The sequence below is a fragment of the Paenibacillus sp. FSL H7-0918 genome (genome assembly GCF_038007025.1).
GTDB classification, from domain to species: Bacteria; Bacillota; Bacilli; order Paenibacillales; family Paenibacillaceae; genus Paenibacillus_AQ; species Paenibacillus_AQ odorifer.
The window spans coordinates 180,748-197,844 of record NZ_JBBOWJ010000005.1 but is presented as its reverse complement, the minus strand read 5'-3'; the positions used below and the strand labels follow the sequence as shown (position 1 = coordinate 197,844).

Below are 17,097 nucleotides of genomic sequence, written 5' to 3'. Positions count from 1 at the left end.
AAAAGGAACATTCGCGTAAATGCGAATGTTCCTTTTTCACAAGAATAATTACCATTGCTCGGACATTTTAAAGGTAACTGCGAGATCGTCCCCGCCCGAGAGGGAGTTTACCACCAATGTGACAGGTTCATCATGGAACTCGTATGAGAGTCGCTCATTAAGTAAATTGACCGCCAGATTCGCATACGCCCCAGAAATCCCTGATCCTGTACCTTGCATAATAACTTTTCCACCCGTGACCGTAGTGCAGGTATAGTTCACTAGCAGCGCCGTGTCCGTGACAGGAATATTTGTAGTCGGTGTAGGATAATTCTCGAAGGCCCCATCAAGGGTCCCGCCTGCAACGACCATATATCGCACAGGTCTTTTGGACATAACATCTAAAGCTGCCGGTCGAATCTCAGCCGCAAGACCTTGTGGAATAGCAAAGCCAGGACGCCTCATGAAGCTGATTGCTGCAAAGTCAGTCGATGTAACGGTCACGTTATCACGTATTTCCGAAGTTATTCGGCTCACTTGAAACACTTCAAGATCAACGGCCGTCCATACACCGTCCGCATCAACAAGGAAAACCTGAATCTTCATCTGCTCCTGTGAATATACAAAATTAAATTGGAATAAATCCTCTACCATGACATAGGTCTTGCTTAAGGTCTCCTGATATTGCAGCTCAAATAACTCTTCAACAAAAATGGCCTGGGGACTGACACTATTGGATAAGCCCGTAATATAACAAAACGCGCCAGCCGATCCATTGTTGACAACTTTGATCACTACTTGATCTATTGGCCGAGTACCGTCGACTGGTAAATTAATAATGGTGTTTGTGGACAGAACAGGCAATGTCATCACACCTCCTATATATCAATTCATATATGATATGTAAACATTGTTTAGAATTATTGGGTGTAATTAAAATACAAGAGATGTTCCAGAGCATAAATTGAAATTTGCCACTAAATAACGAATGTGGTAAACTCGACTTAACTTTTATGAACGGAGGGTTACGTGTGATAGACTTTATCCGAGTTAGAACTTTGCGCGGCTAATTGAATAGCGCTAAAGCTCTGCCCATGTGCAGAGGACTCAGGATTGGTCTACCCATTTTTAAAGGTAACCCGATAATTTAACAACAGCGTGTAGGGAGGATTCTCTTCACCTCCATTCCTTTAAGAATTGAACATCCATAGAAGCCGATTAGCCAACTGCTGCTCGCAAGGGATCAAAGTGACTCTTCCCTGCGACTGGACTGTTGTTTAATTCATTCTACCTATGGAAGGCCCTAACTCTGACGTCCTCTAACGAACCGTAAGCACAGGCAGATTGCCTGTGTTTTTTTGCGTTTATTATTTACTATTGGAGGATGAATAAATATATGGAACAAATACGAGAAAAAGCAATTATAGTCGGTGTCCAGCTTCAGAACGAAACGAATTTCGCCTATTCGATGGAAGAGCTGAGCAATCTGGCAGTTGCCTGTGACCTTGAAGTCGTAGGAGAGCTTAGTCAAAAGGCAAGTCGAATTAACCCCTCCCATTATATCGGGACAGGTAAAATCGAGGAATTATCGGCACTTTTAGAAGCACACGATGCTCCTATTGTTATTTTTAACGACGAACTGTCACCTTCACAGATCCGCAATTTGGAGTCCGCACTGGACCGTCAGGTCATTGACCGGACCATTCTGATCTTGAATATTTTTGCGGAAAGAGCGAAGACCAAGGAAGCCCAGCTGCAAGTTGAAGTAGCCAAGCTGCAATATATGCTGCCGCGCCTCACAGGTCTTCGTGAGTCGCTGGGCAGACAAGGTGGCGGAGCTGGACTTAAAAACAGAGGTGCTGGTGAAACCAAGCTAGAGCTGGACCGCAGAAGAATTGAAGAGCGGATTACTGCTTTACAGGTTGAACTGCAACAACAAGTAGCAAGACGCCAAATCCAGCGGAAACAACGGCATAAAAATGAAGTTCCCGTCGTCTGCCTGGTAGGCTATACGAACACCGGAAAATCCAGCTTAATGAATGTCATGGTAGAGACTTACCATCCGGGTTCCCATAAACAAGTATTCGCCAAGGATATGCTGTTCGCTACACTAGAGACATCGGTTCGCAGCATTGAGCTGCCTGATCACAAAACCTTTTTATTAACAGATACTGTCGGATTCGTCAGCCAGCTTCCCCATCATCTGGTCAAAGCGTTCCGCTCCACTCTTGAAGAGGTTACCGAAGCGGACTTATTGATTCACGTAGTCGATATTTCCGATCCGCAGCATCAACAGCATATGGCGGTTACAGATGAGACGCTCAAAGCACTTGGCGCTGACCAGCTTCCAACGATTTATGCCTATAATAAAGCTGATCTGACTGATTTGCCTTACCCGCAAATTGAAGGTGACAATGTCTACCTTTCCGCCAAGCAAAATAGCGGAATGGCTGAACTTACCGCTCTGATCCGCAGCCATGTTTTTACGGACTATGTCCAGTGTGAGATTCTGGTTCCATTTGATCGGGGTAATGTAGTCTCTTATTTCAATGAACATGCCCATGTTCAATCTACTAGCTATGAAGAAACAGGCACACGCCTTGAGCTGGAATGCAGAAAATCTGATTTTGAGAAATTCCGCAACGATTTTATTGAGCTATAACAAATTAGAAACGACGTGGTAATCCTTAATTAAAAAAGAGGGATAGAGTTTTCAGAGTTATCTGAAGCTCTATCCCTTTCCTTTGTGAATAAAAAATGAACAATACAAAAGAGCCCCCTCTTTGCATTGCTCAGTAAGTATAAAATAGGCAGACGCTAGATCTTATAAATATAGTTTCTAGAGCCTATCCTTGAACATACAGTGTATCGGAAGCTTCTATTGTTGGCTGCCGGTAAAACCGTTCCTGCAGATAACCGCTGTAAGTAATTAAAGTCTGGATGCACCGATTCATCCGTTAAATAGGCCGAGATATCACTCCCATATACTCTTTCCTGATTCAGAGAGTCTATGATGATCTCTCCAGTAGTAATCCCTATGCCATGGCCGTAAAACAGATCATTTTCGAGTTTAATTGCATTCTCGCCCTGCCATTCTGGCTTGCTCGGAGCATGATCGGGATTCTTGAAATATACAACGTCTCCCCGCTGCGTTAGTTCCTTGTTGTAGTTTGTAATTAAGCGTAGATTCTCATCGTAATTCCAGTCCCATAAGAACAAATCCTTGAAATACTGATTAAACGCTTCCTCACCTATAGCTTCAATCGTCGCCCGATACATAACAATGACCATGGCTGTCGCGCATTCAAAGGCATATAAATGACCATTCCGAAAAATATCTTTAATCCCCACTGTGGGTTCCACGCCAGCGTTCAGTTGAAGCCCACCAATCTCTGTACGTGTCCAAAACTGCGGATTGCAGCGGGAATCATCAAATGTTGCAAAATCCACTCCACTTTCATTTAAAGCTTCAGCCGATTCCACGATGCTATCTCTCATTTTGCGCTCAAAGTCAAGGGCATCGGGTGAACGAACTTCCTTCACCATGCTTAGTCCCTCCAATGTAATAGGTTCTAAATATAGGTTATTGTACGTGTTCGTTACCGGGTTGGTGCTTAATTCTCATGATTCCCTGGCATCCACGAACCACTGGTTAAGCTGCCGTGTCTCTTCCGTCAAAATATCCAGGAAAATAGAAGTGCGATAACCCGTATCCTTCAAGCTTTTGCCCGTAATCTCTGCAATTCGGTTTAATCTATAAAGCAATGTATTAGTGTGTATATGTAAAAAAGCCGCGGATTCCTTTAAATTGCCGCTTAATGATAAATAGACAGCGATGGTTTTGAGAAAATCACTTTTATGCTCGCGATCATGTTCTTTTAGCGGATATAGCAACGGGCTTTTACGAATTCGACTGCGCTTTTGCTCCATAATAGCCGGTATATATGCCCAAAATCCAATCTCCTCGTACAATAGCAGCTCCCGCCCATGAAAAGGCAGCAGCTTTTTGATCTCCACAATGGACACCGCTTCCCAATAGGCAATAGCCGCGGACATATATTCAGTGTAATCGAGACTACAGCCAGCAGCCAGTGTGCAGCCTTCACTCTTATACATATCCTCCATTGTTTTATGCAGGAATGAAGATAATCCACCCGCCCCCTCGATCACAAAGCTGAAGGAAAACAAAATAATCAGCCGATTATGCTCAGCCGTCAGAAATAGTAATTGCAGTCCGGAATAAGATGCCATAACCTGCCGAAACCGGAGTATTAAATGATCATCGATTACCTTGTCACTTTCAAACACGCTAATATAATATTTTTCCGGCAAAAGAATGGACCAAAATTCCGCATCCTTTTTAATATTTGCTTCGTTGTCGTAGTGGGAGGTAATCAGCTTCCAGAAAAAGTCCTCATGCGTTTTGTCCTGCTTCGTTTTCCAACCTCGCTGCTTAAGTAAATAACGGCCTACGATACCTGCCGCCTTCTCAACGATATTTTCGGCATGCCCTTCTACCAGGTTGCCTGTATCTACTACCCATATGTACCCGAGAATTTCCTTTTGATGTTTAATACAAATGGCCAGCCGGGGACCAAGTCCCACCTCCAGCACTGCAGGAATTCGAATGGGATGTGCCGCGCTCTCCAGCTGCTGCATAATCCCTTTTTTGCGCAAGCCAATAATCACAGCGTTAGGTACACGCTTCCCGATAATCGTTGAAATCCGCGCGGAGTCACTCTCAAATTCATGCGAGCTGTAGCCAATCACATGATGATTGCTGTCCTCGATGGTAACTTGAGACTGTAGCGATTCACTTATCGTATCCGCCAATGATTCCATACTGTCGAAGAAACGATCAAATAATGGATCCTTATCTGTCACTAGCTTCACTCCCACCTGAAGAATAACCAAATCCTGTACTCTAGAGTGATTTCATTATAGTATGCATCCCCCTAGCTGACTATAAGATAAATAGCTGGTTTAGGTGAGGGGCGAGATCGGCTTGTTGAGGAAGGTGTTTGGGACGGGGATGATTGGTGGGGGTTTTGTTGGGGGGTGTGGGGAGTTTTGTCGGGGTATTTGGTAAGGTTTAATAGTTGTTGGTGTTTACGAATATTATAGATGGTTTTTAGGGAACATCCCCCGGAAATTCTGTGTTTTAAATAATTAGGGAAATCCTCCCTAATATTCTGCACTTTAAGCATCACACGATCATAATTGGGGATATACTCCCTGATTTTCTTCTGTTTTGCGTATAAACAGGTGTATTCCTCGTATTTTAGGGAGGAATTCCCTAATAACAGCATTTTAAAGCTATTTTTGCGTTTTTTTAGGGAGAATTTCCCTAAAACAGCTCTCCATCAAAGCTTTCACCCGATCCATCCAACTTCACTACGTAATCTATCCACCATAGCACCGCACGAGCAAACATCTACTGCATCTAATTACACTGAAACGCAATCTATTTACTTTAACGCCGTACTGACCAACTTCCACCCGGTCTCCACCGCAAGAAACGCCAAACAGCAAGCTCCCCGCAGAGAGCTTGCTGTTTGGCTCATTCCATTATGGAACGTGTCTATTTTAGATCAATGTGAATGTCTGCTCCATGGCTTGCTCAACCGTATATGGTGTCTCACCCAACGCTTCGGCAACAGCTTGGCAGGTGATTCTGCCATTGGCTACATTCACGCCGCTTCTTAGGCCGTCATTATCCTGAATCGCCTTGATCACACCTTTATTGGCAATTTGCAGGGCATATGGAACTGTAACATTTGTTAAGGCAATAGTTGAGGTCTTAGGGACAGCACCCGGCATATTAGCCACGGAATAATGCAGCACGCCGTGTTTCACAAACACGGGATTATCATGTGTCGTCACTCTGTCGATGGTTTCTACAATGCCACCTTGGTCAATGGCCACGTCAACAATCACTGATCCTGGCTTCATGGTCTTGACCATTTCTTCGGAAACCAGCTTCGGTGCTTTAGCACCCGGAATTAACACGGCACCTACCAGCAGATCCGCTTCAGCCACTGCTTTGGCAATATTATAAGGGTTAGAGATCAACGTATTAATCTGTGCTCCAAAAATATCATCTAATTGACGTAGTCTCTCCGCACTGAGGTCAACTATCGTAACATCTGCGCCTAAGCCAATAGCCATCTTAGCTGCATTAGTACCTACTACACCGCCGCCAATGATACTCACTTTACCTCGACTAACGCCAGGAACTCCGGAAAGAAGAATACCTTGTCCGCCATAGTTCTTTTGCAGGAACTGCGCGCCCAATTGGACGGACATCCGGCCAGCTACTTCGCTCATCGGTGTTAACAGCGGCAAGGTGCGTCCATGAACAACCGTCTCATATCCGATCGCAAAGACGCCTTTGTCTTTTAGCGCAGCAGCCAAGGCAGGCTCTGGAGCAAGATGAAGATACGTAAATAGAATAAGGCCTGGACGGAAATAGGGGTACTCAGTTGCTAATGGTTCTTTTACCTTCATCACCATTTCAGCAGAGCTCCAGACCTTTGCTGCATCCTCAATCAACTGTGCTCCGGCAGAGACATACTCTTCGTTAGGAAATCCGCTGCCCACACCGGCTCCAGCTTCTACGAGCACTTGATGACCTTCAGTAATTAAACTAACTACACCCGCAGGGGTTATGGCAACACGATTTTCATTGTTTTTAATTTCTTTAGGTACTCCGATAATCATCATTCATCTCTCCCATCTAATGTAGATCCCTTATGTAAAGAATGATAACATATGATTAGCATTCCCATTTTGTTAAAAAATTAAAATATTATCTACCATGATTGTGTTTTTACACAAAGGATCAGACTTAACTGCCCATTAATCTTTAACCATTTTGGTACTCAACACAACCATCTTTATTATCTCATAAAAAAAGACACCCTATAGAGTGCCTTTTTGACGATTTTGTATGAAATTAAAGCGACTACCTTATCGTATGATGTTATATTAAGTGACATTACCTATCTTGATAATAACAACATCACTGTTTCTAACACTACATTTACCCCTTTTTCGCAGTCTTCATAAGAGGTTAGTTCCTCTTCACAATGGCTTTTACCCTTCACGCTAGGCACGAACACCATTGCGGATGGCAGAAAGCTGGCTACGAATTGTGCGTCATGCCCTGCACCACTTGCGATCTTTCGACTGGAATAACCCAAGGTTTGAGCCGCTTGCTCCACCAAATCACACACATTCTGATCAAACCACACCGTATCTCGGCCCCAAAGCTTAGTCTTGCTTACTTCACAATCCAGCAGTTGCTCTGGCAAACCGTTGATAATGGCTTCCACTTCACGCACAATCTCCATCTCTTTATGTCTGGCTTCAATGGTGAAAATCACTTTATTGGGAATGACGGTATGGATATTAGGAAGCACATTCATTCTGCCCATGGTATACACAAGCTCGGAATCGAGCGCCCCCAGCTTGCTCCGCAGCTCAATAATCAGATCTGTAGCAGCAAACAAAGCATCTTTACGCATCGCCATAGGGGTTGTGCCCGCATGATCGGATTCTCCCGTCACCTCAATCTCGTAACAGGCCATACCAACTACACAGTCAACCAGCCCAATCGTCAGCTCCTCTTTTTCAAGAACAGGCCCTTGCTCGATATGAAGCTCCAAATAAGCGGTGGCTTCGGTGATACGATTGCTCATTTCTCCCTTATATCCACTCTTCTCCAGCGCTTCACCAAAGGTGATGCCTGCTGGATCTTTTTTGTTCAACATAACACTTTTATCAAACTTTCCGGACAACACACCAGAGGCCATCATCGATGGCTCAAAACGTGCCCCCTCTTCATTCGTAAAATTCATAATCGTCACCGGAACCTTCGGCTTAATCCCGTAATCTACAAGCGTCCGCACCACCTCTAGACCCGCGATAACCCCCAGGACGCCATCGAATCTGCCCCCTTTTTTCACAGTATCCATATGCGAGCCAATCACAATCGGAGGCCCGGAAGTTTCGCCTGCCAGTGTGGCATACATCGTCCCCATATCATCCATCTTCACAGACATTCCGAGCTCTTCACAACAGGCACGAAAATAATCCCGAACTTTAAGATCCTCTTCCGTCAGCGATAATCGGGTCACGCCATTTTTATCTGTACGCCCATAATCGGCAAATGCCTCGATTGTATTCTTCAGTCTCTCACCGTTCACGAATATTTTTTGCAGCTGCATCCCAGATCCCTCCGCTTCGAGCATTTTGTTGGCTTTCTATCTATGTTAAACCAAACCATAATATTTTCATTTTACATATTGTAATAACTATTATTCACATGATGCTACAACGAGTAGAGCCAGCAATAAGTAAACTAAAGTAGTATATACAATCTTTTCATACGAGGGGTAAGCTTAAGATAGCTTATCATCCAGTTTTCCACAGGAAAGGAGCGAACCCATGAATCTAAGCCTTGTGATCCCGGTATACAATATAGAGCAGTATATAACCCCTATGTTTAATTCACTGCTTGACCAAAGCGATCCGCATTTCGAAATCATCATCGTAGATGATGGTTCTACGGATAACACTTACAACGTTATAGAAAAGATTCTTTCGCGTAATCCCGCCCTTTTCTGTAAAGTCATTCGAACGGAGAATCATGGAGTAAGCGCGGCTAGAAATAGGGGATTAGCTGAAGCCACAGGTAATTATGTTCTTTTTGTCGATGGAGATGATTATGTCTCCGCAGACTTGGTCTCAACCATTCATTCTTATACTCAAGATGAACAACCCGAGATTATTTGCTGGGGTTATAATCATGTCTCAGAAGGCAGAGAAACTCTATTAAGCTGTACCTCTGATTTCAGCGACGTGACGGGAAGCGAAGCACTGGCGCGGATTTTCGTGAACAAAAGCTTGCGAATATGGACAGGGAGTATCGCTTATAAGCGAGAATTCTTACTTCTCCACGGGTTAGGTTATACAGAACGCTGTGTGAATGGAGAGGATCAAGAGTTCATCTACAAAGCCTTGTCCAGAGCGGCCAGAGTCATCTCAATCCCGGATATACTATCATTTTATTTACAGAGAAACTCCTCCATCTCCAACAGCTATAACGTGAATAAATTCGATGTAGTGGATGCTTTCAAAAGGGTGGATGAATATTTCAAAACCTATCCCTTTGCTGAACTAGACACGATCTCCCCTTTGTTAATGAACCGGGAGCTGATTGAGAACTACTTTTTCAACCTCAAAACCTGTCTAAATGGTACGGAAGGGGTAAGCATTCAGGAATTACTTCGTGACATCAACCATACCTATCCCAAGCTCAATCAAGAAATGGATGAACTCATAAGACGTTATAGAGGAGATAATCGCAGATTAACCCTTTATATCAGAACATTTTTAATCTCCCCGCTTCTATATCACAGATTCATCTCTGTGGAGAGAGGCTTATCCCGGTTCAAGCGCAACCTACTTAAAGGGAACGGAACCCGAAAGGAATCTAGAATATGAAAAAGATGCTGATATACGCCTATACCGAATTTAATCTGGGCGATGATCTATTCATTAAGGTGCTGTGCGAAAGATATCCGGATACCAAATTCAGAATTTGCGCACCACGCCTCTATAAACAATGTTTCAAAGAGCTCCCTAACCTCAAAGTGTATCCTTCCGATTCCCTTCTTCTAAGAGGCATTGGCTATATTTGCAGGAAGCTAAAGATACATAATGTGGCTCACAAATATCTGGCAGATCACTCAGATGGCGTCGTTCATATCGGCGGCTCAATTTTCATGGAAGCAGACCACTGGGCAGAGCATTTCAAGAATGCAGAAGTCATTCGTAATCAAAATAAGCCTTACTATCTGTTAGGATCTAATTTTGGCCCTTTTACAAATCAAGAATACTATGATGAGCACAAGCGGATTTTCAAGGATTATACAGATATATGTTTCAGAGAACAGTACTCTTATGATTTATTTAAGGATCTGGATAATGTCCGCTTAGCCCCAGATATTATTTTTCAGCTAGACCCGCCAGATATTCCAAACGAACCGGAGGATTACATCGTCTTATCCGTTATTAAACCTTCTGCGAAAGGTCTGAACGGTTTTGACAACCTCTATTATGAAAAAATGAAAGAACTCGCAATTTATTTCATTGAAAAAGGTTACGCGGTTCATTTCATGTCATTTTGCGAACACGAAGGCGATCAACTGGCGATTGAAGAGATTCAGCGCCTTATCGGTCCCTCCTACAAGGATGCTATTCAAGTGCATTTATATAAAACGAACATGGAAGAAGTGTTGTCCGTGTTAGCTAATGCCAGTTCTATTGTGGCTTCAAGATTCCATGCAATGATTCTGGGCTGGGTATTTAATAAACCGGTATTCCCTGTAGCCTACAGCAAAAAAATGGTCAATGTAATGGAAGATGTTGGATTTACAGGTCTGTATGCCGATTTCAACACGCTGGAACAGGTCCAGCCTGCACAGATTTTTGAAAGTATGATCACCTGCTCTATGGATGTCACACTGCAAGCAAAACAAGCCGAAAGACATTTCGAGCATCTAGATACGTATTTACCGCTTTACGAAAGGGGGATTCGTTATGAAAGCCAAGCGGAGCATTCTTAACTTATCCTTTGGACTGGGAAGTCAACTCATCACGATTATCCTCGGTTTTTTTATACCCAGACTGATAATGGTCAACTATGGCTCTGAGGCCAATGGGTTGATCGCTTCGATTGTGCAGATTATTAGTTATTTGGCGCTGCTGGAAGCAGGTGTTGGGGCGGCCTCGATCCAAGCACTTTACAAGCCGGTAGCTTCGGATAATAAAAACAATATCAACTCTATTCTGGCTGCCACCTCCAGCTATTATAAAAAAACAGGTATTTACTATTTCTTCGCCGTACTGCTACTCGCCATCGTGTACCCGCTAGTGATCTCATCTGAGATCGATAAATTATCGATTATGGTCATTATTTTGCTTACGGGGATGGGCGGAGCAATCAATTATTATTTTCAGGGGAAATTCAAGGTTCTGCTCGCTGCGGAGGGAAAAAGCTATGTAGAGACTTCCATTGTCACTGTGGCTAATATTATGAACAGCCTGATCCGGATTCTGTTATTACTGCAAGGTGTGGACATTATTGCGGTTCAAGCTTCCTATTTTATCTTAACTTTACTTCAAATCATCGCTTTCTATATTTATATGAATAAGAATTACAAGTGGATCAACCTGAATCTCAAACCAGACTATGAAGCCATTGGTCAAAAGAATTCCGTATTAGTCCATGAAATCTCCTATTTGGTGTTTAGAAATACTGACGTACTTATATTAACTATCTTTACGAATCTAAAAATCGTCAGTATCTATGTTATGTACAATATGATTTTTACGATCGTGGATAATATCGTCCAGACCATAAACGGAAGTGTGAAGGCTGCCCTCGGGCAAAGCTACCATGAGAGTAAAGAAGCATTTATTAAATTTTATGATGCTTACGAAGTGTATTTTATGGGGCTTATCTTCTCGATTTTAACGGTGGCTTACATTTTGATTTTACCCTTTATGAAATTGTATACCGCTGGGGTAAACGACGTGAATTACATTGATATGTGGCTGCCGGTCTTGTTCGTAGTCATCAAATTATTAACCAATGCCAGAACGTCTTCCAATAATGTGATTACCATCGCTGGACATTTCAAAAAAACACAAAACCGTTCCATTCTGGAATCCGCCATTAATCTGGTGGCTTCTGTTGTCTTCGTAATCTTCATGGGAATTTACGGTGTACTGATGGGAACGATAGTTGCCCTCCTATACCGCTCCATAGATATTGTGATCTATGCCAGCAAACATTTGCTGGACCGCAGTCCATGGGTCACTTTTAGAAGATGGCTTACGAATGCAGTAGTTTTTGTAGGCATTATTCTCATCACAACTGCCATCGACATCCCGATCCATTCCTATCTGGGGCTTATGATCTGGGGTGTACTTCTAGGACTAGTGATCTTGCCTGTATATTTTGTAATCGGCTCTTTAATGGAACGGGAAGTCTTCCTCTATACATGGGAACATCTCAAAAAGTATCGATACAAACTCAAAAATAAAATTAACGCTCAGCCTGAGGTAAGTGGTTTATCCAAATAACACAACAGGAGGACTGGAAATGGATCATAGCGAGGTTTTGCAGCAAGCCTGTTACGTCTTTCTAAACGACCTAAATGACGAAATAAACCATTCACCTACCATCCAAATAGAGGATACAGAACTATTGCAAAGATGCCGCCAGATCATAGATCAAGAACAAAATGTACAAATCAAACCTTATCTGGAAACCTTATCTGAGGTTATTCATGCCTTTCTGACGGGGAGGGCTTCAGAGGATACTTTGAAATTCTATCTGTCTGAACAATTCAACATTGTTGCCAGTGATATCGCAGGTTTAATTCAGGGGTTGGTTAAAATGGAAAGCCGCATTTCGGATACGGAAATTTCCTACCCAACAGTCCAATCCTTATCCGATTCTCCCAAGATCAGTGTCATTATCACCACTTATAATAGAAAAGCATTCCTATACCAAGCGATCCAAAGTATCTTAATGCAGGACTATCCCAATAAAGAGATTACAGTGATTGATGATTGTTCTACAGATGGCACGGAAGAGTTAATGCAGCAACACTTTGGGGCGGAGCCACGGGTCATTTACATGCGCAATGCTACCAATAGCGGACCTGGAAATAATCGCCGAAAAGCTTTCGCTGCACATGGTGATGGGGAATATGTTCTTTTTCTCGATGATGATGATTATCTGATCGACATGAATTATTTCAGTAAAGCTGTCCGCTTCCATCTCCTTCATCCCGAAATATCATTTGTAGCTGCGAATGTGTTTCTGGAGTATTCCAAAGCCAAACAACTAAAAATCTCCAATCTGCAGCTTAGCAGCATTATTAAGAAACGCGATTATTTCATGAATTTCGAGAAAAAAGGATATCCAAAACCCGCCTCTACTTTAACTACTGTCTTTAAACGAGAGGCCTTAATGGCTATGGATATCCTAGATATGAATATGGTCAACGATGCTTCCATCTATTTGCGTTCCCTGCTGGTAGGTGATGCGGGCTTCATTGATGTGATTGCGGGCGTGTACCGAATACACGGGAACAATATCACCTTTAATTTGAGCCAGGGATTCTTAATTGAGAATCTGGAAGAAAAGAAACTCATTAAGAATATGGCCGTGCAGAAATATGGATATAACGCACAGGAAATGACGGAATGGTTCAACCATAATGCTTACGATACGATCTCATACTATTTATTAAATTCTGCAAAAGACGCTACAGACTTTAAATTCATGTACCATTGGGCGCTTAACCATTGCCCGCTGATCTACAATCAATTGAAAAATGAGTTTCGCATGAAGCTTATTAAAAAACAATTATTACGAATCTCCTTACTCCGTACGCTACTCGGCAGATGATTCGCTCATTAGCTTATCGAGCAGCAGAAAAAACTCTCTAAGCTTTTCTTTTGGGATGTCGGCATACTTGTCTCCAATGCTGATCTCACAATAAGAAGTATGTTCCCCGGTAGCTCTTATTCCCGCGCTTAAACCGATTCCTGTCGCCTCATACACCGCTGACAGAATCGGTTCAAGTTGTTCCTTAGACATTTGAAAATGCATGTGAAACATATTGGAGACAGGTTGAGCGGGCAGAGTGGTTACGCCGTGACATTGATTAACCCAAGCAGCAAGCTCCTTCGCGCCTTCATAATACTGCTGCATCTTGCCCTCTCTTTGCCGGAAATAATAATCAGAAGAAATGATGTACGGATATAAGCTGATTAAGTCTCCACCATGCCGCCGTTTCCATATCTTTGATTGCTTCGTAAAGTCTTCACTGCCTGCAAGAATTGCCCCAGCGATTCCTCCAATTCCTTTATAAAAGGATATATACACACTATCAAAGAGTGCAGAGATTTCAGCTGCTGACTTCCCGTAATACGGGAGGATCTCAAATAATCTTGCCCCATCCAAATGCAATTTAATGCCGCGTGCACGGCAATGAGCAGAAATAGCTTCAAGCTCCGTGTACTCTGGCAGCTGACCACCAATCTCGCGCTGGGGTAATTCCAGCAACAGACAGGCGATATCCTCCTTTAGGTTCGCCACATCCTCCAAAGTGATTAATCGGTTCTTGTCCGCAAGCAAGATAGGCTCAATATGATGTAATTCCTTCAGGCCATCCTGCTCATGGATCTCCAAGTGACATAAGGGATGATAGGCTACTTTTTTCACTTCTTTTTCATCGCACCAAATTCTTAAAGCGATTTGCTGCGCCATCGTTCCGCTCGGAAAGAAAACCGCGGTTTCTTTGCCCAGGATATTCGCCATTTTCGTCTGGAAATCTTCAATCACTTCGCCCGTTCCATAAATATCAGATGCCGTACTGTTCTCTACGGCTGCCAAGGCTTCCTTCAACACTTGCACATCTCTATTCCCATTCCCTGCGATTCGATAGGCCGTTTCATTAAAAGCCTCTTGTACGTTTTTTTTTCCGTTCATTCGTTGGATAACCCCTTCCGGATTTGCCTTGTCCCTAATATAGACGAATTTCCAAAAATCCCATCTTAATTTTACCCGATCTAAGGTGAAAAAACATGAGCGCTGTGCTACAATATTGGAATTGCAACGGCAATCTTAGGGAGGGTTATTGAATCACATGCTCATTATTGGTATCGCCGGCGGCACCGGCTCGGGAAAAACAACCGTAGCCCGCTCCGTCATTGACCGTCTTGGAACGGGAAAGGTAACTTTCATATCTCAAGATAACTACTATAAGGATCACTCACATCTCAGCTTTGCTGAACGTGAATCCATTAATTACGATCATCCTTTCGCTTTCGATAACGAGCTGCTCATTGAGCATCTTAAATCTCTGCGCGAAGAACAGACCGCATTCGCTCCCGTGTATGACTTTACAGTCCATGCCCGCTCCACTACAGAGACGGTAGAACTGAAGCCAAACAATATTGTAATCATCGAGGGACTCCACGTCCTTTCTGACGAGAATCTCCGTGAAATGCTCGACATCAAGGTATTCGTGGATGCCGATCCTGATGTACGCATTCTCCGCCGGGTCCTTAGAGATATTGAAGAACGTGGACGGAGCATCCAGTCGATCCATCATCAATATTTGAGTACAGTTAAACCCATGCATGAAGCTTTTATCGAGCCATCCAAAAAATACGCTGACCTGATCATCCCTGAAGGTGGCCATAATGAGGTTGGTATTCAGTTGTTGTCCATCCTAACGGAGAAGCATCTATATAACGATTGGACGTCTTAAAGTCTTAATTAAGCGCTTCTAGCTAGCTGCAGAGAATCTCTCTGCGGCTTTTTTGATATGCGTTGACCCATCCATGGTTCAGAATAATCCCACCTCATTCTGGTAATAGCTATATTTACAGCACCAGCGGAAGAGGGATAACAACTATGGGATTTCTGAACAGAACAATAACAAAAGTTTTTAAGAACCCTTCATTAGGGCACCCTAACCCCACTAAAGAATTACCCAAGGAACCCATTAAAGAAAAACTTCAAGATAATATTCAATATATAAAAACAACACTCGGCAATAGTACAGATCTCGTGATTAGAGAATTCTTTATTGGTTCCAAACACCAGATTAAAGCAGCTATTTTCTATACAGATGGATTGGCGGATAGTAAAGCTATTCAGGATTTCATTCTGGAATCACTAATCTTAGAACTTCCAGATCCAAGTCTTGATACACAAACAGCCAACTATCAATTATTAAAAGATCACATGCTCACTGTAGGGGATATTAAAGATGCGACGGAGTTCAATTCTTTATTCACCTCTCTATTATCCGGAGATGTGATCCTCTTACTTAATGGATATACCAAAGGGTTCACCATAGGCATGCGTGACTGGAAAGACCGTGGCGTAACGGAAAGTGCCACTGAAACGGTGATTCGTGGACCTAAGGAAGCCTTCACAGAAAGCTTACGCACGAATACCGCATTAATCCGGCGGAAAATAAAAGACCCCAATCTTTGGTTAGAAACACAGCAAATTGGACGTGTAACACAGACAGACGTAGCCCTCATGTATATCAATGGCATTGTTAGTGATGAGATTCTGCAAGAAGTCCACTCACGTTTAGATCGGATCGACATTGACGGGATCCTGGAAAGTGGCTATATCGAAGAATTAATCGAGGATGAAACCTATACCCCATTTCCAACGATCCATCATACGGAACGCCCTGACGTTATAGCAGCTGCTCTTATGGAAGGAAAAGTAGCCATATTAGTAGATGGGACTCCTATAGTAATGACGGTGCCTACCTTATTTGTTTCCTTCATGCAGACGGCGGAAGATTATTATCAACGTGCCGATGTTAGCACCTTAGTACGAATGCTTCGATACTTCAGTATTTTCATTTCACTACTTGCCCCATCTTTGTATGTAGCTATTACTACCTTTCATCAGGAGATGCTGCCCACAACCCTGCTGATCAGTCTAGCCGCACAACGGGAGGGCGTGCCGCTTCCAGCATTTATTGAAGCACTCTTAATGGAGCTTGCCTTTGAGATTATACGAGAAGCGAGTGTACGAATGCCTCAAACCATAGCCCAATCTGTATCCATTGTAGGCACCCTAGTGATTGGGACTGCGGCAGTTGATGCCGGCATTGTTTCTGCTGCCATGCTTATTGTCGTCGCTATTACTGCTATCTCCAGCTTTGTGCTGCCATCCTTCGATCTTGCCCTGACCATCAGAATGCTCCGTTTCCCAATGATGTTCCTTGCTGCATCCTTTGGATTGTTTGGGATCATTATCGGCGTTATTGCGATAGTTCTTCACATGTGCAGCTTACGTTCCTTTGGAATTCCTTATTTGAGCCCGTTTGCTCCCTATAATCTCGCCGATCAAAAGGACACCTTTTTCCGAATGCCGCATTGGGCTATGTTTACCCGCCCTAGACTTATCAATAAAAAAAATATCGTTCGGGAAAAGAGTACACCACCGGAGAAACCGGGAGATCTCACGGAGGAATAGCCCCTGAAACCTTGACCTAT

Annotated in this window: 13 protein-coding genes; 7 read left to right on the top strand and 6 right to left on the bottom strand. The window is 43.2% G+C overall.

All coding sequences use genetic code 11. The annotated features are described in order from the left end of the window. Positions 1-48 precede the first annotated feature (48 nt). Positions 49-849 (bottom strand): hypothetical protein, encoded by an 801-nt coding sequence (locus tag MHI15_RS28325; RefSeq protein WP_076126993.1) that lies wholly within the window; start codon positions 847-849, stop codon positions 49-51. A 526-nt stretch (positions 850-1,375) separates the two neighbouring features. Here MHI15_RS28325 and hflX point away from each other — a divergent pair. Continuing rightward, entirely contained in the window at positions 1,376-2,641 is a 1,266-nt protein-coding gene (gene hflX, locus MHI15_RS28320; RefSeq protein ID WP_076220524.1) for a GTPase HflX, read from the top strand. Between the two features lie 155 nt (positions 2,642-2,796). On the opposite strand, the gene MHI15_RS28315 is transcribed toward hflX, so the two are convergent. The 4 genes from MHI15_RS28315 to MHI15_RS28300 all read right to left on the bottom strand — a co-directional run bounded on the left by MHI15_RS28315 (position 2,797) and on the right by MHI15_RS28300 (position 8,207). After that, positions 2,797-3,525 carry a protein-glutamine gamma-glutamyltransferase gene (locus MHI15_RS28315; protein WP_076305114.1) on the bottom strand — a complete coding sequence of 243 codons (729 nt, stop codon included), beginning with the start codon at positions 3,523-3,525 and terminating at the stop codon, positions 2,797-2,799. A 75-nt stretch (positions 3,526-3,600) separates the two neighbouring features. Then, entirely contained in the window at positions 3,601-4,863 is a 1,263-nt protein-coding gene (locus MHI15_RS28310; protein WP_076275928.1) for a PucR family transcriptional regulator, read from the bottom strand. Positions 4,864-5,565: 702 nt separating this feature from the next. Next, on the bottom strand, positions 5,566-6,699 hold the full coding sequence (gene ald, locus MHI15_RS28305; RefSeq protein WP_076126986.1) for an alanine dehydrogenase: 1,134 nt from the start codon (positions 6,697-6,699) through the stop codon (positions 5,566-5,568). A gap of 281 nt (positions 6,700-6,980) precedes the next feature. Beyond that, positions 6,981-8,207: a Zn-dependent hydrolase gene (locus MHI15_RS28300; RefSeq protein WP_341165163.1), complete on the bottom strand. Its 1,227-nt coding sequence runs from the start codon at positions 8,205-8,207 to the stop codon at positions 6,981-6,983. Positions 8,208-8,427: 220 nt separating this feature from the next. Between MHI15_RS28300 and MHI15_RS28295 the strand changes: the two genes are divergently transcribed. The 4 genes from MHI15_RS28295 to MHI15_RS28280 are packed head-to-tail and all read left to right on the top strand — an operon-like array spanning position 8,428 to position 13,468. Beyond that, complete coding sequence (locus MHI15_RS28295) at positions 8,428-9,486, top strand: glycosyltransferase family 2 protein (protein WP_076303191.1); 1,059 nt, start codon at positions 8,428-8,430, stop codon at positions 9,484-9,486. Next, the gene (locus tag MHI15_RS28290) at positions 9,483-10,610 is read left to right on the top strand and encodes a polysaccharide pyruvyl transferase family protein (RefSeq protein WP_076126981.1); all 1,128 of its coding nucleotides are present in this window, start codon (positions 9,483-9,485) and stop codon (positions 10,608-10,610) included. The genes MHI15_RS28295 and MHI15_RS28290 overlap by 4 nt, the downstream gene beginning before the upstream one ends. Next, positions 10,585-12,132 carry a sugar isomerase gene (locus MHI15_RS28285; RefSeq protein ID WP_076126979.1) on the top strand — a complete coding sequence of 516 codons (1,548 nt, stop codon included), beginning with the start codon at positions 10,585-10,587 and terminating at the stop codon, positions 12,130-12,132. The genes MHI15_RS28290 and MHI15_RS28285 overlap by 26 nt, the downstream gene beginning before the upstream one ends. Positions 12,133-12,151: 19 nt before the next feature. Next, complete coding sequence (locus MHI15_RS28280; RefSeq protein ID WP_076282654.1) at positions 12,152-13,468, top strand: glycosyltransferase family 2 protein; 1,317 nt, start codon at positions 12,152-12,154, stop codon at positions 13,466-13,468. Here MHI15_RS28280 and MHI15_RS28275 read toward each other — a convergent pair. Continuing rightward, positions 13,454-14,554: a threonine aldolase family protein gene (locus MHI15_RS28275; protein WP_076282653.1), complete on the bottom strand. Its 1,101-nt coding sequence runs from the start codon at positions 14,552-14,554 to the stop codon at positions 13,454-13,456. The genes MHI15_RS28280 and MHI15_RS28275 overlap by 15 nt on opposite strands. Positions 14,555-14,711: 157 nt before the next feature. Between MHI15_RS28275 and udk the strand changes: the two genes are divergently transcribed. Next, positions 14,712-15,338 (top strand): uridine kinase, encoded by a 627-nt coding sequence (udk, locus tag MHI15_RS28270; RefSeq protein WP_036687251.1) that lies wholly within the window; start codon positions 14,712-14,714, stop codon positions 15,336-15,338. Positions 15,339-15,484: 146 nt separating this feature from the next. Then, complete coding sequence (locus tag MHI15_RS28265; RefSeq protein ID WP_076192561.1) at positions 15,485-17,077, top strand: spore germination protein; 1,593 nt, start codon at positions 15,485-15,487, stop codon at positions 17,075-17,077. Positions 17,078-17,097 lie beyond the last annotated feature (20 nt).